The organism is Planctomycetaceae bacterium (assembly GCA_039680605.1).
GTDB lineage: Bacteria > Planctomycetota > Phycisphaerae > SM23-33 > SM23-33 > JAJFUU01.
Map to the genome: position 1 here is coordinate 20,288 of JBDKTA010000043.1, position 15,999 is coordinate 36,286.

Annotated in this window: 14 protein-coding genes; 11 read left to right on the forward strand and 3 right to left on the reverse strand. The window is 63.6% G+C overall.

Annotated features, from left to right (window positions below; genetic code table 11):
- Window positions 1-46: 46 nt before the first annotated feature.
- Complete coding sequence (locus tag ABFD92_12375; protein MEN6505332.1) at window positions 47-2,275, forward strand: DUF4159 domain-containing protein; 2,229 nt, start codon at window positions 47-49, stop codon at window positions 2,273-2,275.
- Window positions 2,276-2,397: 122 nt separating this feature from the next.
- Here the strand turns inward: ABFD92_12375 and ilvE are convergent, their stop codons facing one another.
- Window positions 2,398-3,252 carry a branched-chain-amino-acid transaminase gene (gene ilvE / locus ABFD92_12380; GenBank protein ID MEN6505333.1) on the reverse strand — a complete coding sequence of 285 codons (855 nt, stop codon included), beginning with the start codon at window positions 3,250-3,252 and terminating at the stop codon, window positions 2,398-2,400.
- A gap of 215 nt (window positions 3,253-3,467) precedes the next feature.
- Between ilvE and ABFD92_12385 the strand changes: the two genes are divergently transcribed.
- From ABFD92_12385 to ABFD92_12400, 4 genes are all read left to right on the forward strand, one after another.
- A complete protein-coding gene (locus ABFD92_12385) occupies window positions 3,468-4,979 on the forward strand; it encodes a metallophosphoesterase (protein MEN6505334.1) in 1,512 nt (503 codons plus the stop codon).
- A 173-nt stretch (window positions 4,980-5,152) separates the two neighbouring features.
- Entirely contained in the window at window positions 5,153-5,551 is a 399-nt protein-coding gene (locus ABFD92_12390) for a hypothetical protein (GenBank protein ID MEN6505335.1), read from the forward strand.
- Between the two features lie 76 nt (window positions 5,552-5,627).
- A complete protein-coding gene (locus ABFD92_12395; GenBank protein ID MEN6505336.1) occupies window positions 5,628-5,810 on the forward strand; it encodes a hypothetical protein in 183 nt (60 codons plus the stop codon).
- Entirely contained in the window at window positions 5,798-6,094 is a 297-nt protein-coding gene (locus ABFD92_12400; GenBank protein MEN6505337.1) for a type II toxin-antitoxin system RelE/ParE family toxin, read from the forward strand. The genes ABFD92_12395 and ABFD92_12400 overlap by 13 nt, the downstream gene beginning before the upstream one ends.
- A 47-nt stretch (window positions 6,095-6,141) precedes the next feature.
- On the opposite strand, the gene araD is transcribed toward ABFD92_12400, so the two are convergent.
- Window positions 6,142-6,834: an L-ribulose-5-phosphate 4-epimerase AraD gene (gene araD, locus ABFD92_12405; protein MEN6505338.1), complete on the reverse strand. Its 693-nt coding sequence runs from the start codon at window positions 6,832-6,834 to the stop codon at window positions 6,142-6,144.
- A 152-nt stretch (window positions 6,835-6,986) separates the two neighbouring features.
- Window positions 6,987-8,669, reverse strand: coding sequence for a ribulokinase (locus ABFD92_12410; GenBank protein ID MEN6505339.1), 1,683 nt, complete (start codon window positions 8,667-8,669; stop codon window positions 6,987-6,989).
- A 176-nt stretch (window positions 8,670-8,845) separates the two neighbouring features.
- On the opposite strand from ABFD92_12410, the gene ABFD92_12415 reads away from it, so the two are divergent.
- The 6 genes from ABFD92_12415 to ABFD92_12440 all read left to right on the forward strand — a co-directional run bounded on the left by ABFD92_12415 (window position 8,846) and on the right by ABFD92_12440 (window position 15,967).
- Window positions 8,846-9,250, forward strand: coding sequence for a secondary thiamine-phosphate synthase enzyme YjbQ (locus ABFD92_12415; protein MEN6505340.1), 405 nt, complete (start codon window positions 8,846-8,848; stop codon window positions 9,248-9,250).
- A 120-nt stretch (window positions 9,251-9,370) separates the two neighbouring features.
- Window positions 9,371-10,408, forward strand: a complete 1,038-nt coding sequence (locus tag ABFD92_12420) for an alpha-L-fucosidase (GenBank protein MEN6505341.1) — start codon at window positions 9,371-9,373, stop codon at window positions 10,406-10,408.
- Between the two features lie 128 nt (window positions 10,409-10,536).
- On the forward strand, window positions 10,537-11,184 hold the full coding sequence (locus tag ABFD92_12425) for a hypothetical protein (GenBank protein ID MEN6505342.1): 648 nt from the start codon (window positions 10,537-10,539) through the stop codon (window positions 11,182-11,184).
- A 153-nt stretch (window positions 11,185-11,337) separates the two neighbouring features.
- A complete protein-coding gene (locus ABFD92_12430) occupies window positions 11,338-14,514 on the forward strand; it encodes a prenyltransferase/squalene oxidase repeat-containing protein (protein MEN6505343.1) in 3,177 nt (1,058 codons plus the stop codon).
- Window positions 14,515-14,572: 58 nt separating this feature from the next.
- On the forward strand, window positions 14,573-14,977 hold the full coding sequence (locus ABFD92_12435) for a hypothetical protein (protein MEN6505344.1): 405 nt from the start codon (window positions 14,573-14,575) through the stop codon (window positions 14,975-14,977).
- Between the two features lie 126 nt (window positions 14,978-15,103).
- The gene (locus tag ABFD92_12440) at window positions 15,104-15,967 is read left to right on the forward strand and encodes an MBL fold metallo-hydrolase (protein MEN6505345.1); all 864 of its coding nucleotides are present in this window, start codon (window positions 15,104-15,106) and stop codon (window positions 15,965-15,967) included.
- Window positions 15,968-15,999 lie beyond the last annotated feature (32 nt).

A 15,999-nucleotide genomic window follows, 5' to 3' on the forward strand; every position in this document is an offset into this window, starting at 1 on the left:
ATGATTGAATGCGGATGCTCCCTTGGGGAGACATGGAACGATGCTCATGAACCGGATGGACTGTATCGCGGCGGTTCTGCTGGCGGCGCTGCTGGCGTGGCCGACAGCATCGGTGCGGGCCGGCGTCTCCAGCGATGACGTTCGTCAGGCGGTGGCGGCGGGGGTGGCCGAGCTCAAGCAGACGCTGGCGGCGGGGCGCCCCAGAGGCGCGCGAGGGCGGCGCGGCGGGGCGGTGGATGGCGGCATCACGGCGCTGTGCGTGCTGGCCCTGCTCAACGCCGGCGTGCCAGCCAACGATCCGGTGGTGGCCGACGCGCTGGACGATCTGGCGGCCAGCGGCAACGATCGCACGTATGTGGTTTCGCTCAAGGCGCAGTGCTTTGCCGCCTCCGGGCTGGAGAAGTACAAGCCGCCCCTGCGGGCGGCGGCGCAGTGGCTCATCGCCGCCCAGGTGAACACGGGCATGTGGTCGTACACCCATCAGGGGCGCGGCGATAATTCCAACACGCAGTTCGCCCTGCTGGGTCTTCACGAGGCCGCCAAGGCGGGCATCGTCGTGCCGCAACAGGTCTGGCAGAAGGCCACCCGCCACTGGACAGCCGCCCAGTCCAACGACGGCGGATGGGGCTACCAGGCTCGTGAGGGAGGGTACGGGTCGATGACGGCCGCCGGGCTGGCCAGCATGTTCATCTGCGGACAGCGGCTCAACGTCGGCGGGCCCAAGGCGTTCGTCAACGGCGCGTACCCGGACTGCGGGCGCTACCAGCAGAACCAGGCCATTGCCGCGGGGCTGCGGTGGATGCAGCAGAATTTCTCGGTGTCGGCCAATCCCAAGCGTGGCGACGGATGGCACCTGTACTACATGTACGGCATGGAGCGCGTGGGCATGATCTCGGGCCTGCGCAACATCGGCACGCATGACTGGTATCGCGAGGGCGCCGCCTGGCTGGTTGCGCATCAGAAGAAGGGAAGCTGGGGCCAGACGTATGATACGGCCTTCGCCGTGCTGTTCCTGGCCAAGGGCAACCGTCCGGTGTTGTTTCAGAAGCTCAAGTGGGACGGCCAGTGGAATCGCAACATTCACGACCTGGAGAATTTGACGGGCTTCATCGGCGACAGGCTGGGCAAGGCTGTCACGTGGCAGACGGCGTCGTTAGACATGTCGCTGAAGGAACTGCTGGTCAGCCCGATCACGGTGATCACCGGCCATGAGTTTCCCAAGTTCACTGATGCGCAGAAGAAGCTGCTGCGCCAATATGTCGAAAACGGCGGAACGCTGCTGTTCGAGGCCTGCTGCGGTTCCAAGGCGTTCGACAAGGGCTTCCGCGAGTTTCGCGCCGAGGTCTTCAGGGAGTACCCGCTCAAGCCCCTGCCGGCAGGGCACCCGGTGTTTCGCAGCTACTTCGCGATCAAAGACAAGGACATGTACGGCTTGGAGGGCGTCGACGTCGGCTGTCGCACCGGCGTGTTCTATTCGCCCAACGCCCTGAGCTGCCTGTGGGAGATGCAGAGCATTGAGGAGTACAGCCCGCGGGCGTTCCACCTGGGCACGAATATCGCCGCGTACGCCACCGGGCGCGAGACGCTGGCCGATAAGCTCGACGAGGTCGATGTCGCCGCCGCGGCCAAGAAGGACAAGCCCTTCGAGATTCCCCGCGGGGCGGTGCGGATCGCCCGGCTGTTCCACAATGGTGAGCACAATGCCGACGCTAACTCCCTCGTGCATCTGACAACCGCCCTGCGAGACCAGGCCAAGGTCGACGTCGTCACCGAGGGGCGCGTTTTCAAGGCCGACGACCCCAAGCTGTTCGAATACCCCGTGATTTTCATGACCGGGCATTTCTCATTCGAACTGCCCGAGGCCCAGATCGAGAACCTGCGACTGTACCTGACGCGCGGGGGCGTGCTGATCGCCGACGCCTGTTGCGGCCAGCCCGCCTTTGATGAGAGCTTCCGCAAGCTGGCGGGCAAGCTCTTTCCGCAGTCCAGGCTTGAGCCCATCGCGGCGGACCATCCTATCGTTGACGGGCGCATCGGCGTCAAGCTGGGCGAGCTGAAGTACCGCAAGCTGTTGGCCGACGAACTCAAAACCCGCGGCACGATGCTGCCGCCGCTGGAACTGGTGCGAGTCGAGGGCCGCCCCGTCATCATCTACAGCAAGTACGACTGGTCCTGCGCCCTCGAAGGCGACAAGCCCTACAGTTGCCGCGGCTACGACGACGAGAGCGGCAAGAAGCTGGCGATGAACATCTTCCTGTACGCCATCAGCTATTGAAGCAGTTCAAAGCCCCGGGGAAGAAGACTTGCCACAAAGGTCACAAAGATCACAGAGAATGAAACAGAATCATATTCTTTGTTTCTTTTTGTGTTCTTTGTGATCTCTGTGGCAAAACGCTTCTAATGCGATTTGATCATCGCATGGAAGGCTTCATGCAGCTTCATCGTCATGGCGCCGACTTTGCCGGCGCCGATCAGGTGCGCGTCGATCTTGGTCACCGGGATGATCTCGGCGGCCGAACCGGTCAGGAAGCATTCGTCGGCCGCATAGAGCCTCGCCGGCAGGATAGATTCCTTGGCGACGGGGATGCCCATGCCCTGGGCTATGTCGAGGACGACTCCGCGCGTGATGCCGCAGAGGATGCCCGCCTCGTCGGGCGGGGTGACGAGGCGGCCCTTTTCGATGATGAAGATGTTGTCGCCGGTGCATTCGGCCACTTCGCCGTGCTCGTTGAGCATGATGGCCTCGGCCGTGCCGGCGTCGATGGCCTCGATCTTGGCCAGGATGTTGTTGAGGTAGTTGAGCGTCTTGGCGCGTGGGGGCACCATGCGCGGGCTGGTGCGGACGGTTTTGGCGATGATGACTTCCATCCCGTCGCGGTACATTTCCTGCGGATACAGGGCGATGGTGTCGGCGATGATGATCGTGTTGGGCTGGCTGCACTTGAAGGGGCTCAGGCCCAGGTTGCCCGGCCCGCGCGTCACCACCAGGCGGATGTAAGCGTCGGTGCGCCCGTTGGCATTGAGCGCCGCATACATGCCGTCGACGAGTTCCTGGCGCGTGAATGGGATCGGCAGGCGAATGAATTTGGCCGAGGCGAACAGGCGGTCGATGTGCGCGTCGCACTGGAAAATCCTGCCGCCATAGACGCGGATGCCCTCGAACACGCCGTCGCCGTAGAGCAAACCATGATCGAGGACGCTGACCGTCGCCTGCGCCTCGTCCACCAACGTTCCGTTGAGCCAGACCTTCATCGCCTCTCTCCAGAATATTACCGCCGACATCATACCGATTTGCACCCCGAATTCACGCGTTTCTTGGATCTTAGCGGTCCAGCCCGCCACGGGGGATCTTCGACTTGCTCGACGCGGTTTTCCGGTTCGCGAGAACGCGCGGAGCAAGCTGCGCCGCTAACACTCCGAACGCTTGCCTTGCTTCTGTTCCATCAGCGCGTAGAATCGGCGATTCTATGAGTGACACGCTGCGACTGCTGATCCTGGGCGACCTGCACTATGCCCGCGGGGACGACCCGTTTACGCGCCCGGCCGACCAGGCCGTGCGGTACCAGGGGTGCGAGATGATCGCCCGCGCCGTCGCGTGCGCGCGTGCCCGCGGCGCTATCGACGCCATCCTCCTGACCGGCGATATGGCCGACATGCCCGGCGCGATGACCTTCCAGAGCGAGTCCAGCCCCGTCGCGCGGCAGGCCCTGCAGGACGTGCGTGACGCCCTCGATGCGGCGGCTCCGGGCGTGAGCGTTATCGCCGTCCCAGGCAATCATGACGGGCCCATCGCCGACGCCGAGGCGGTGTTCGGCCGCTGGCCCGGCGTCGTCGAGATCGGTCACTGCCGCATCGCCGCATTCTGTGATGATCAGTCGCCGCAGCGAGTTCGCCGCGGCGAAGACCTTGCGCTGCTGGAGCGCCTGGCGTCGGACGCACGGCCGCTCATCACGCTCCAGCACTATCCCCTGCACCCGGACTCGGGCGAGATGTACACGCTGCTCAATCGCGACGAGGTGATGGCCGCGTACGATCGCGCCGGCGTGCTGCTGGCTGTCAGCGGCCATGCGCACGTGGGCCTGCCGCCGCGCCGGCAGGGGGGCGTGTTGTGCCTCACCGCCACGGGAATGTATCAGCCGCCTCACGCCTTTGCCGTCGCGACCATCCGCGGTCGCGAGGTGACGATCGAAACCATTCCGATGCAACTGTCGAGCGGCGACCCGCCGGTGGTCGACATGCACGCCCACACCGAGTTTGCCTACTGCGGCAAGAATATCTCGGCGGATGAGGTGATTGTCCGCAGCCGCCAGTTCGGCCTTTCAGGCGTGACCTTCGCCGAGCACGCGCCGCAGCTTTACATGCTCAGAGACGACTTCTGGCAGGGGCGGCACATCTACGAACCGGCCCTGTGGCGGTCGCCTTTGCAGAACCGCATGGGCGACTACCGCCGCATGATGGACCAGCGACGCAGCGATTACGTGCGCGCGGGCTTTGAAGTCGAACTCGACAGCAGTGGCGATCTGACGATTTTCGACGAGGATCGCGACTGGGCGCAGGTGCTCGTCGGCGCGGTACACTGGCTGACCGTGCCCGAGCAGGGGCGCACGGCTGCGGAGATTGTCAGCACCTTCATGAACGACTGCCGCCGCCTCTGTGAAGCGGGCATCGACGTGCTGGCCCATCCGTGGCGATACTTCCGCCGTTCCAAGAGCCCCACGCCCAGGGATCGCTACGGCGAATTGGCCGACATCCTGGCCGCCACGGGCACAGCCGCCGAGATCAACTACCACACCAATGACCCCGACCCGGCCTTCTTCGCCGAGTGCATCGCCCGAGACGTAAAGATCGCGTTAGCCAGCGACGGCCATCTCCTGGCCGAATCCGGCGCCTTCCGCAGCCACCTGGACTGCCTCCGCGCCGCCGCGGGTTCGACCGCCGACCTGGTGCCGCTGATATTCAGCCAGTCACGCGGGGATTAATTGAGCCGCTGAGGTCGCTGAGGACGCTGAGGATGAAAGAAGACGGGGAGCGGATGGAGAAAAGGCAGAAGTTAGGTGGAGGAGAAAAGAGTGTTGAGACGGGCGGGTGGCTTAAGCATAATGCCGGTCAACCCCAACGCTTCCGGGACTAATGGGGAAAGGAAAGGTGAGCCATGCCCATGTCCGATTCGCTGTCGATGCTGATAAACTTCATTCCGCTGATGCTCCACTGGCTGGTTTACGCGGCCATCATCGTCGGCGTCATCGTTGGGATGAAACGCCAACACCATTGGTCTTTCATCCTGATGCTCTGCGGCATGGCGTTGCTTCTGGTGACGTCCGTGGGCGGCGCGGTGGTTTGTCAGTACCTGATTGCACGCCACGGCCCTGAGGGCCTCCGGATATATGTTATCATTTCCAAAATAACTTGGATCCTATCGGCTCTCAGTCATGCCGCTTTTGCGGTCGGCTTCATTGTGCGCATGGCCACGCTCAAACGGTTAAATGTGCCGACGGTCCAGCCTGCAGCCGGTGTCGCCGCAGACATGCCCTCCCGGTTCCCGGTTCCCTAGCTCCCGGTTCCCGCGTTATGGACGTATCATCGCCGAAACAGTTGAACATCTTGCGTGCGGGTGATAGCCTTTAGGTATGACCGCAAAAGAGAAAATGCTGCAGGCCGTCCGGGATCTCCCTGACGATGCGTCTATTGAAGATGCGATGGAGCGGTTGCTGTTCCTGTCGAAGATCGAGAGAGGGCTTCAGCAAGCCCGGGACGGCAGGACGCTGGCTCACTCGCAAGTCAAAGAGCGGATGAAGAAATGGCAGAGATAAGGTGGACTCTTCAGGCCGCCGAGGATTTTGATTCAGCCGCAGCATTTATCGCAGCAGATTCGGCTCATTACGCCGAAATATTCGTCGACGACGTCTTCGCGGCCATTGACCGTTTGGCGTTATTTCCACAGAGCGGAAGAATTGTTCCTGAGTCTGGTGACCCGGCGATACGCGAAGTCATCTTGGGAAACTTTCGGCTCGTGTACCGACTCGAGGCCGATGCAATAACCATATTGACGATATATCATGGTTCTAGGCTTCTGGACCCTTCAAGACTGAAATAGGCTTCAACTCCCTGTCGTGGCTGTCGTCCCTTCGAGGCTGCCAACAATCACTTCTGCCCGTAATATGCGCCCGGGCCATGCTTGCGCAAAAAATGTTTGTCCAGCAGGGTCTGGCTGATGGGCAGGGGGAACTCGGCGATGCGGAACGTCTCGCTGGCCAGGCGAGCCAGGTGCTCTAGGATCACCGCGTTGTGGACGGCCTTGTCGGCGTCGGGGCCCCAGGCGAAGGGGCCGTGTCCGGCGACCAGGCACGCCGGCAGTTGCGCCGGGTCCAGCCCGGCCATCCGCTCGGCGATCACCTTGCCGGTGTTGAGCTCATAGGCCGAGGTGATCTCCTCGTTCTTCATCACGCGCGTGCAGGGGACCGGTCCGTAGAAGTAATCCGCATGCGTGGTGCCCAAGGCCGGGATCTCGCGTCGGGCCTGGGCCCACGCCGTGGCATAGATGCTGTGCGTATGCACGACGCCGCCGATCGAGGGCATGGCGCGGTAGAGCTCCAGGTGCGTAGGCGTGTCGCTGCTGGGTTTGAGATCGCCGGCGACCACTTTGCCGGTTTCGAGCGAGACCAGCACCATCGTCTCGGCCGAAAGCTGATCGTACGCCACGCCCGAGGGCTTGATGGCCACCACGCCGGCCGCGCGGTCGATCCCGCTGACATTGCCCCAGGTCTCGATCACCAGCCCGCTGTCCATCAGCTTGAGGTTGGCACGGCACACATCCTGGCGAAGTTTGTCATGCATCATGGGCTCCAGAAAACTCGAAATCCGAAATTCGAAGTAAACAACGATAAACAAAGACGCAAAGGAAGAAATAACTAATCAGCCGCAGTCCCTATTGTTGTTTGTCTTTTGTTTATTGTTTCGGATTTCGATATTCGGATTTAGGATTTTCTTCAAACCTGTCCACGGGTTTCGCTGCGGATGGCCAGCAGGTCCTTCATGATGTTGTGCAGGTTGCCGTTCCAGCTTGTGGTGCCCATCGCGTCGTGCAGCGTCTTGTACATGCGGTACAACTTGCGATAGACGCCGTTGGCCTGTGCGTCGGGCATGAAGACCTTGGCCTTGATGCCCGTCATGGCCGCCTGCGCTTCGGTGAAGGTGGCATGCCCGCCGCCGGCGGCGCCGGCCGCCACCGCCCCGGCGATGGCCGCGCCCAGGGCGCACGTCTGCGAGGAGCGGCTGATCTTCATCGGCCGGCCCGTCACGTCAGCGTATATCTGCATGACCGTCTCGTTCTTCTCGGCAATACCGCCGCAGGCGATCACTTCGTCGACCTTGACGCCGTTGTCTTCCAGCCGCGCGATGATCGTCAGGGCGCCGAACGCCGTCGACTCGATCAACGCGCGGTAAATCTCCGCCGGGCGCGTGTGCAGCGTCTGACCCAGGATCAGGCCCGTCAGGCGCTGGTCGCACAGCACGGTGCGGTTTCCGTTGTTCCAGTCCAGCGCCAGCAGGCCGCTCTGGCCTGGCGCCAGGCGGGCGGTCTCTTTCGTCAGCGCCTCGTGCGTTCCGCCCTTGGGGGCGATGACCTCGACGAACCAGTTGAAGATGTCGCCCACGGCAGACTGTCCGGCCTCGAGGCCGATGCAGTCCGGCAAAACGCTTCCGGGCACGATCCCGCACAGGCCCGGGATGTCGCGCAGCGGCTTGTTGGACGGATGCACCATGATGTCGCACGTGCTGGTGCCGATAATCTTGACCAGCGTTCCGGGCTTGATGCCCGCTCCGACGGCGCCCAGGTGCGCGTCGAAGGCGCCCACCGCCACCGGCGTGCCGGCTTTGAGACCGGTCTTCTTGGCCCACTCGGGGGTAAGGCCGCCGACGCTGCGGTCGATGCTGTAAGCCTTTTCCTTCAGCCGCGAGGCCAGGCCCTCGAGGCGCTTGTCCAGTCCGGCCAGGAACCGCACGTCGGGATAGCCGCCCCATTCGTCGTTGTACATCGCCTTGTGCCCGGCGGCGCAGATGCCGACGGTGAGCTTGTCGGGGTGCTCGGTGCCGGTGAGCATCGCCGGAATCCAGTCGCAGCACTCGACCCAGGCGTAGGCGGCCTCGTACACCTTCGGCGCCGTGCGGGCACAGTTGAGCACCTTGCTGAAGAACCACTCGCTGCTGTACGTGCCGCCGCACTTGTCCAGGAACCGCGGGCGGTTGCGCTTGGCGTAGGCGGTGATCTCCTCGGCCTCGGTGACGGAGGTGTGGTCCTTCCACAGCCAGGCCATGGCCGCCAGATCTTTGGAAAACGCCGAGTTCAGCGCCAGCGGCTTGCCGTCGCCGTCGACGGGCAGGGGAGTGCTGCCGGTGGTGTCGACGCCGATGCCGATCACGTCGTGGGGGTCAAAGCCCTTGAGGGCCTTCTTCGCCGACTCCAGCGCCCGCACCAGGACCGTTTCGGTGCCCTTGATGTAGTCGGCCGGATGCTGGCGGGCAAGATTTGGATCGTCGCTGAGCAGGATTCCGGCGCTGCCGTGTTTATAGGCCCAGACGCTGCTGGCCATCTCGCGGCCGTTGGCCACGTTGACCACCAAAGCGCGTACCGAGTTCGTGCCGTAATCCAGTCCGATTGCGTATTTAGCCATGGTGCGGTACCTTCCTGCAGGCCCGTAAGCGGGCGCTATAGTTCGACTGGTAATATGACCATAACGAGCGGCGATTGCAAGGGACGGATAGGCTTCGGACCTCAGACTTCAGACCTTGGGCGCGGCGCAGTCTGGCGCCCGAGGCCCCAGGTCTGGAGCCTTCACGAGGGTAACCCATGAAGACAGCCCAGTTCGATGTTAAGACGGCAGATCGCAACCACATGCTGGACATCACAGACCGCGTCGCGCGCGTTGTGGCGGACTCAGGCGTCAAAAGCGGTTCGGTGCTGGTCTTCGTACCGCACACGACCGCCGGCGTGACGATCAACGAAAACGCCGACCCGGACGTCGTGCATGACATGCTGGCCGCCCTCGACAAGGCCATCCCCTGGCGCCAGGACTTCTATCAGCACGGCGAAGGCAATTCCGCCGCCCACGTCAAGAGTTCGCTGGTGGGCTGCTCGGCCACGATCCCGATCGCGGACGGTCGCATGATCCTGGGCACCTGGCAGGCGATCTATTTCTGCGAGTTCGACGGCCCGCGCACGCGCCGGGTCATCGTCACCGTCGCCGGCGAATAGAAACTCACCACGTCTTGTTTTTCACCTCAGTGACCTCTGTGTCTCTGTGGTAAGTTTCTTCCCCGCTCTGGCCGCGCGAGCGTGCGCACGCTATCATGTCGCCACTTACAGGAGACCATCATGGCCGCTGATTACACGATTGAGAACTCATCCAAAGCCAAGCTGCAGGTTACGCCCGAAGGCGCAGCCGCCTATCTGGCCAATCCGTACATCCTTTCGGTACACTGGGGCCTGTACGCCCTCCAGGGCCGTGGCGAATGGGTGTACTGGAACGAGCGAATCCCCCTGGACGTCTACCGCCGGCGGCTGAGCCAGTTCAACCCTGTGCGGTTCAACGCCGAGGAGTGGGCGGACCTGCTCGTTGAGAGCGGCCTGCGCGGCCTGTTGATCACCACCAAGCACCACGACGGGTTCTGCATGTGGGACACGCAGCTTACCGACTGGAACATCACCCGCAGCGTCTTCAAACGCGACATCATCGGCGAGCTGGCCCAGGCGCTGCACGACCGCGGCCTAAAACTGCACTTCTACTACTCGCTGCTGGACTGGACGGCGCCGAGCTATCGCAATGATTGGCCGGCGTACGTGGCGTACTACCAGGGACATCTCCGCGAGCTGCTGACCCACTACGGCAAGATCGACGGCGTGATCTTCGACGGCTATTGGCCACGCGCCAAGTTCGAGGGCGAGTGGGCCGAGGCCTTCGCCGCACGCGGCAAGTGGGACCTGGCTGGCACGTACGACCTGATCCACTCGCTGCAGCCGCAGGCCATGGTCTGCAATAACAGCCACGTCCCGCCTCAGCCGGGTGAGGACTACCAGGTCTGGGAGCTGGACTTCCCCGGCGAGAACACCACCGGCTTCAACACCACCGAAATCGGCGCCATGCCCAAGGCCGTCTGGTGGAACCTCAACAGCGGCTGGGCGTATAACCCCGGCATCCACAACGTCAAGAGCCCCGAGACGATCCTTCAGGCGATGGCGAAAGCTCGCTCGACAAACTCCGTCTTCTATCTCAACGTCGGTCCGCGTCCCTGGGGCGACATCCACCCCGAGGAGCAGCAGGCGCTGCGAGCCATCGGCAAATACGTACGCGAGTACCGCATGCTGGACAACCGCGCCCCCGCGGCGGCGCCGCAAGCGGCGCCTAAGACCTGAAAATCGCATGCGTGAATCTCTCCCGCTTTGCGGCGTCGCGCTCTTCAGAACTCAGAAGAAACGCGCGACGCCGCAAGCGGCGGGAATCGTAGTTGCGGTTTCTTCCGTTGCGAGGTAGCGTCGAATTCATGGGATACCCCATCGTCATCGCCCATCATCTGATCTGGACCGTCTACGGGTACTGGTTGCCCAATGACCCCCGCGGAAGCATGTCGCGCACGATTCGATGCGACGTGTTGCGCGAACTGGGCGAGTTGCATCATGGGCGGCGGGCGGTGCAACCTGCGTCGCGAGACATCAAGGCGTTCTATGCGCAAGCTGTGCAGCTTCTGCGCCACGAGTTGCTCGTGCTCGACGCGGCGGCGAGAGCGGTTGTTGCTGAGAGCGTTGCGGAAACGATTCGTGACAGGCGCTACACATGCTGGGCTTGCGCCATCATGGACGACCATGTGCATATGCTCCTTCGCAAGCATCGAGACCCTGCGGAGGAAATGATCCGAGCATTTCAACTGGCGACGCGGGATCGACTTGGGGCTCTAGGGCACAGGAAGATCGGTCATCCCACCTGGGGCGGACCAGGGTGGAGCGTGTTCCAGGATTCTCCTGACGATGTTTGGCGGACGATCTGGTACATCGAGAACAACCCCCCCAAACTCGGATGGGCGCGTCAGAAGTGGGCGTTTGTGACGCCATACAACAATTGGCCTCTGCACGCCGGCCACAGTCCCCATTCCCCCTACGTCCGCCGAATGGGCGGACACAACGCAAGTGGGTAACTTGCTCCCATTGCGCTTGCGGCTTCGCGAAACTTTTCAAAAGATTCGTGGCGCCATTGGTCAAAACTGACTTCTATGGAACATTTGCTCTGCAAGTCCGTCCAATAAAGGTGTACATTTTGGAAAATCAGCAGGTGCAGTTGGGGCAAGACTATGAAGACACTTGGCGAACGGTATCTATGGACGCTGGCGGTGAACGCCGTGATCGTTGCCATCATCGCAGCCGTACCGGCCGCGAAGGCTGCGCAAGGCGATTTGGCAGACGACCTAAAACCCGTGGAACCGGCGATTGAGAAGGGGGCCAAGTGGCTGGCGGAGAACCAGGCAGCCGATGGGCACTGGGGCGCAGACAAGAAGACCGGGCCGACGGCCTTGGCGATGATGGCCCTGCAGGCCCCCAGCCCGCAGGGCGCCTACACGGTGCAGATTGACAAGGCGCTGCAGTACCTCCTTCGTCTCAGCGAGAGCCGACGCGGGTTCATGGGCGAGAGCATGCACGAGCACGGACTGGCGATGATGGGCTTGGCCCAGCATGTGCAGGGCAAGCGCGGGCAGGAAGTCGCGCGGGCTTTGGAACAGGGAGTGGCGGTTATTACCCGCGCCCAGAACGCAAGCGGCGGATGGACATATCAATCCGCCCCAGGTCGCGACGACCTGTGCAACACGATCGCGGCCGTCAACGGCTTGGCGGCGGCGCGCCTGGCGGGCATCGCCGTGCCCGATGGCGTGCTGACCAAAGCGGCGGGCTACATCGAGTCCTGTCAGGCGGCGGACTCGGGCGGGTTTGCCTACACGCCCGGCGCCGCGCTGGCGGGCTATCACCGCACCGCTGCGGCCGCGGCGGCGCTGTTGGCGTGCGGCCGAGCCGACAGCAAGGCCTTCAAGAGCGGTTTGGAGTACCTGACGCGGCAGATCGGCAAGGTCAACCCCGCCGACGAGAATTATCTGTATGGCCAGTATTTCGCCTCGTACGTGATGCCCCTTGCGGCGCGGCCGGCGTACGCGGCGTGGTATCGCGCCGCGGCCATTGCCGTGATGAAGAAGCAGGCGGCGTCGGGCAGCGCGGCCGGGTCGTGGCCCGGCGGCATCGGCCATGAAACGCCCATGGCGATCCTGATCCTGGGTGCGGCAAAGCGCAATGCCTCGGCCGCCTCGCAGCCGGCGACACAACCCGGCGACATTCTCGATTACGCCGCGAGGCTGCCCAGCAACACCATCCGCGTCGATGACAACGGCGCGCCGGTCAGTCCCAAATACGGCGCATTCGAAGTCGACGCCGCCGCCAAGGCGCTGGCCGACATCCCGCGCCCCTGGACGGTCGAGAAGATGATCGCCCTGTACCGCACCGCGAAGGACCCCCAGCGCAAGGCCCACATCCTATGGGTGCTGGCTGCCAGCCGCGACCCACGAGCCGGAGTCTTGCTTGGCGAAGTGTTGATAAACACCGACGAGCCGGGCCCGCAAACCGCGGCCGCGACCTACGGCCTGATGACCTTCTTCGTGACCGAAGTGGTCGAGGGCGGCAGCGAGCAGCACGCCCAGGCCGTCCTGCAATGGTGGCGCAAGAACGAACGCCGCCTCCGCGCCGAAGCCGCCGCCCTGACCCCCGCCGTCCCCGCGGCCACGCCCCAACCAAGCACGCAGCCGGCCCACTCGGATCCGCTGGCACTGGCGGCGAAGGAGACGACCGCGCTTGTTGAGGCCATTCGCAAGAGAATGCCTGCAAACTGGCATGTTCCAGTAGCCGAGCCCAGGTCCCCTGCCGGCGGCGGCAACTGGCCCCGCGGGGCTGCTGTGGTGATCCACTTGGAGCGAATCGGCTTCAAGCCGCGCGACGCAAAGCGCGGCATCGGCGGGGCAGTGACGATCATGGTGATGGTCGGGGAATTTGCTCCCATCTCCGTGCCACCCGATGCGGCCGCGGCCGGCAACGCCGGTGATCTGGGACCGTGGCGGGGACATCGCGTCTTCGCCCTCGGCCATGCAAGAGATTGGCAGAAGTGGCAGACCGATGTTCAGGCGGCAATGGATGACACGAAGTCTCCGGCCCCGCCATCGGCTCTGCCGGCCAAAGGGCAGCCCGGCATGGGCGCGCCGGCTCCCACCTTGGCCGCTCCTTCTGGTCCGGCCGCGTCTCAACCACAGTCGGCGGCATCGGCGGCCGTGTCGCCCATTTTGCCGGCTGGGGAGCTTCCGGCCAAGCAGGTCGGCGACCCGCCCGACGACGGGAGCAAGGCGGAGAAACTGGACTCTATGCTTTCCTCCGGCGTCACGCATCGGCGCGTGGTCAAGGATGCCCAGGGCCGCCCCGTCCGCACGATCCTCTACACGTCGGGGCCGGTGCAACGAGGGTCGGATGAGCTCGCGCTGGCTGAGTGGGGGACGACGACGTTCGCGTATGACGCTGCCGGCCGGCTCGTCACCACGGCCGAATACCGGAACCGCACGCTGATTTGGTTCGTTCAATTCGAGTACTGGCCCAACGGAAAGAAACGGCTCCAGGTCTGGCGGACTGCCGACGGCGTGCGGACGCACGAACTCCGCTATCCGGCGGACTACCCGGCCGACTTCAGCAAACAATGGCCGTTGACGGAACTGCACTTCGACACCCAGAGCGGCGGCCGCTTGCTCTACATGGCCGGGCCGATTCCGGAGGACCACGACCTGGCCGAGGGGTGGGGCAAGCCCACCGGGCCGCTGCGGTGCGGCATCAGTGTGAGGGACGGCACCGTCACAGCCACCATCGCCAATACCGGCGATACGCCTTCGCCGCTGGCAAGGGATACCGATGGCAACATCGCGCGGCTGGAGTTGTTCGACGCCTCCGGCAAGGCCATGGCGTATCACAAGAGCCGTTGGCTGTCGGGCACCTCGCACGGCGGAGCGCCGACGCTGCGCCCCAAGCACGCGACGTATGAGCATTACTCGGTGGAGGACTGGTTCGGCAGAGTCCTGCCGGGCAAGTACACCGTCCGCCTCGTGCGGCGATCGACCGGCCGGACCTTCGACCTGGTATCCAACACCGTCACATACGAGGCGCTGCCGCCGACGCCCCGGGCGCCCACCTCCGTGGCTCCGCAGCCGGAAGTTAAAGATAGATTGCGTGTCGCCAAACCGGCCGAGTACGCCAAGTTGGTCGACAAGGTGAAAGCGGGAATGCCCCGCAAAGAGGTGGTCGACCTTCTCGGCCCGGTCAAGGACCCTGCGGGCGACGTGCTGGTGTACTACGTGATTTTTCCCAATCAGCATGTCATCCTGCTGACCCTGGGCCTGAAGGACGACAAGGTCGTCAGCGTCAGGAAGGACGAATGGATCATATACGTGCCATGAAGTCGCGGATGCCTCATGATGGTGGCATCTTCAGAGTGACACGGGACTGAGGTGCTTTATGGGAAAGTTCATACTGCGTGCTCTGCTCATCGCCGTCGTGCTTCTGGTGGCGTCATTCGCCGTGGTTCGCCACGAGGGTAAAGTGGATGCCTTCTGGGAAAATCGGTGGACAGCCCGACGCGACGCATACGACAAGCCGTTACAGTACGTGCTCTTGAGCAACCCCGGACCGACCAACAAGGTTGTCGCGTATGAACGCCGGCATTTCGGGTGGCCGATGCCGGTTCTGTATGTCGACAGCCCTGCAACGGACGGCACGCTGGCTGCCAACTTCGTCGCAGCTTGCGTACCTGCATTGGCTGTGGCTATCATCCTGGCAATTCGCCGGCGGCGGAGCGAATCTTCACCGGATGCGACACAGACTGAGACCAAACGGAGGCACACGGGGGGGCTTGGGGCCTGAGGTCCTACGGCGACGGCGGTCGGCGAAATCGATTGAGAGTTCAGGCGGCGACTTTGGTTGTTCCGCAACTGCCGTTCGTACCTGTGGCGGGTTGATTGCCGCAGCGCCGCCCACTACCATGCCACCATGAAATTACGACCGTACAGTCTTTCGCAGATGCAGTTCGGCGATTTCTCGCTGGCAGGGTACAGCGTGGCCGGCGAGGAGACCATCATCATCGCGCCGGAGCTGGACTGCTGCTTCGACATCGGCAAGTGCCCGCGCGAGGCCCTGGCGGTCAATCACGTGCTGCTTTCGCACGGCCACGCGGATCACGTCGCGGGACTGACGTACTATTTTGCCCAGCGCGACTTCCAGGGCATCGAAGGCGGCACGGCGCTGGTGCCGGCCAATCTCGTCGGGCCGCTGGAAGACCTCATGAGCGCCTGGGGGCGCGTCGAGGGGCACGTGCCGCCGCACCGGTTCGTGGGGATGGTCGCCGGTGACGATTTCGAGATTCGCCGCGGCCTCATCGTGCGGGCCTTTGACAGCAACCATATTCGCGGCTCGCTGGGCTTTTCCGTCATCGACGTCCGCAAGAAGCTCAAGAGCGAGTTCGATGGCCTGACGGGGCCCGAGCTCGTCGAGCTCAAGAAGCGCGGCGTGCAGATCGACAACCGCATCGAGGTGCCCTTGGTGGCGTTCCTGGGCGACACCGGCCCGGCGCCGTACAGAAACCTGCCCCACGTGGCCAACGCCAAGGTGCTGCTGGCCGAGTGTACGTTCTTTGACGAAGAGCACCTCAGCCGCGCCCGTGCCGGCCGCCACACCCACGTTCAGGACCTGCCCCGCGTGCTGGAGGGCATGAACAACGAGCACATCGTGCTGATCCACGTGACCCGCCGCACGAACATGACCGAGGCCCGCAAGCTCCTGCGCAAGACCCTGCCCGCCGCCACGCTGGAGCGCATCAGCTTCCTCATGTCCCGCAAGTACATCGAGGAAGAGTAAGGCCTACGCTGCGATCTTCTTCGTGGAAGCGA

Bases quoted from the DNA above. Each gene is read 5' to 3' on its own strand.
- ABFD92_12375 (MEN6505332.1), top strand. From the start codon at position 47: ATGAACCGGATGGACTGTATCGCGGCGGTTCTGCTGGCGGCGCTGCTG.
- ilvE (MEN6505333.1), bottom strand. From the start codon at position 3,252: ATGAAGGTCTGGCTCAACGGAACGTTGGTGGACGAGGCGCAGGCGACG.
- ABFD92_12385 (MEN6505334.1), top strand. From the start codon at position 3,468: ATGAGTGACACGCTGCGACTGCTGATCCTGGGCGACCTGCACTATGCC.
- ABFD92_12390 (MEN6505335.1), top strand. From the start codon at position 5,153: ATGCCCATGTCCGATTCGCTGTCGATGCTGATAAACTTCATTCCGCTG.
- ABFD92_12395 (MEN6505336.1), top strand. From the start codon at position 5,628: ATGACCGCAAAAGAGAAAATGCTGCAGGCCGTCCGGGATCTCCCTGAC.
- ABFD92_12400 (MEN6505337.1), top strand. From the start codon at position 5,798: ATGGCAGAGATAAGGTGGACTCTTCAGGCCGCCGAGGATTTTGATTCA.
- araD (MEN6505338.1), bottom strand. From the start codon at position 6,834: ATGCATGACAAACTTCGCCAGGATGTGTGCCGTGCCAACCTCAAGCTG.
- ABFD92_12410 (MEN6505339.1), bottom strand. From the start codon at position 8,669: ATGGCTAAATACGCAATCGGACTGGATTACGGCACGAACTCGGTACGC.
- ABFD92_12415 (MEN6505340.1), top strand. From the start codon at position 8,846: ATGAAGACAGCCCAGTTCGATGTTAAGACGGCAGATCGCAACCACATG.
- ABFD92_12420 (MEN6505341.1), top strand. From the start codon at position 9,371: ATGGCCGCTGATTACACGATTGAGAACTCATCCAAAGCCAAGCTGCAG.
- ABFD92_12425 (MEN6505342.1), top strand. From the start codon at position 10,537: ATGGGATACCCCATCGTCATCGCCCATCATCTGATCTGGACCGTCTAC.
- ABFD92_12430 (MEN6505343.1), top strand. From the start codon at position 11,338: ATGAAGACACTTGGCGAACGGTATCTATGGACGCTGGCGGTGAACGCC.
- ABFD92_12435 (MEN6505344.1), top strand. From the start codon at position 14,573: ATGGGAAAGTTCATACTGCGTGCTCTGCTCATCGCCGTCGTGCTTCTG.
- ABFD92_12440 (MEN6505345.1), top strand. From the start codon at position 15,104: ATGAAATTACGACCGTACAGTCTTTCGCAGATGCAGTTCGGCGATTTC.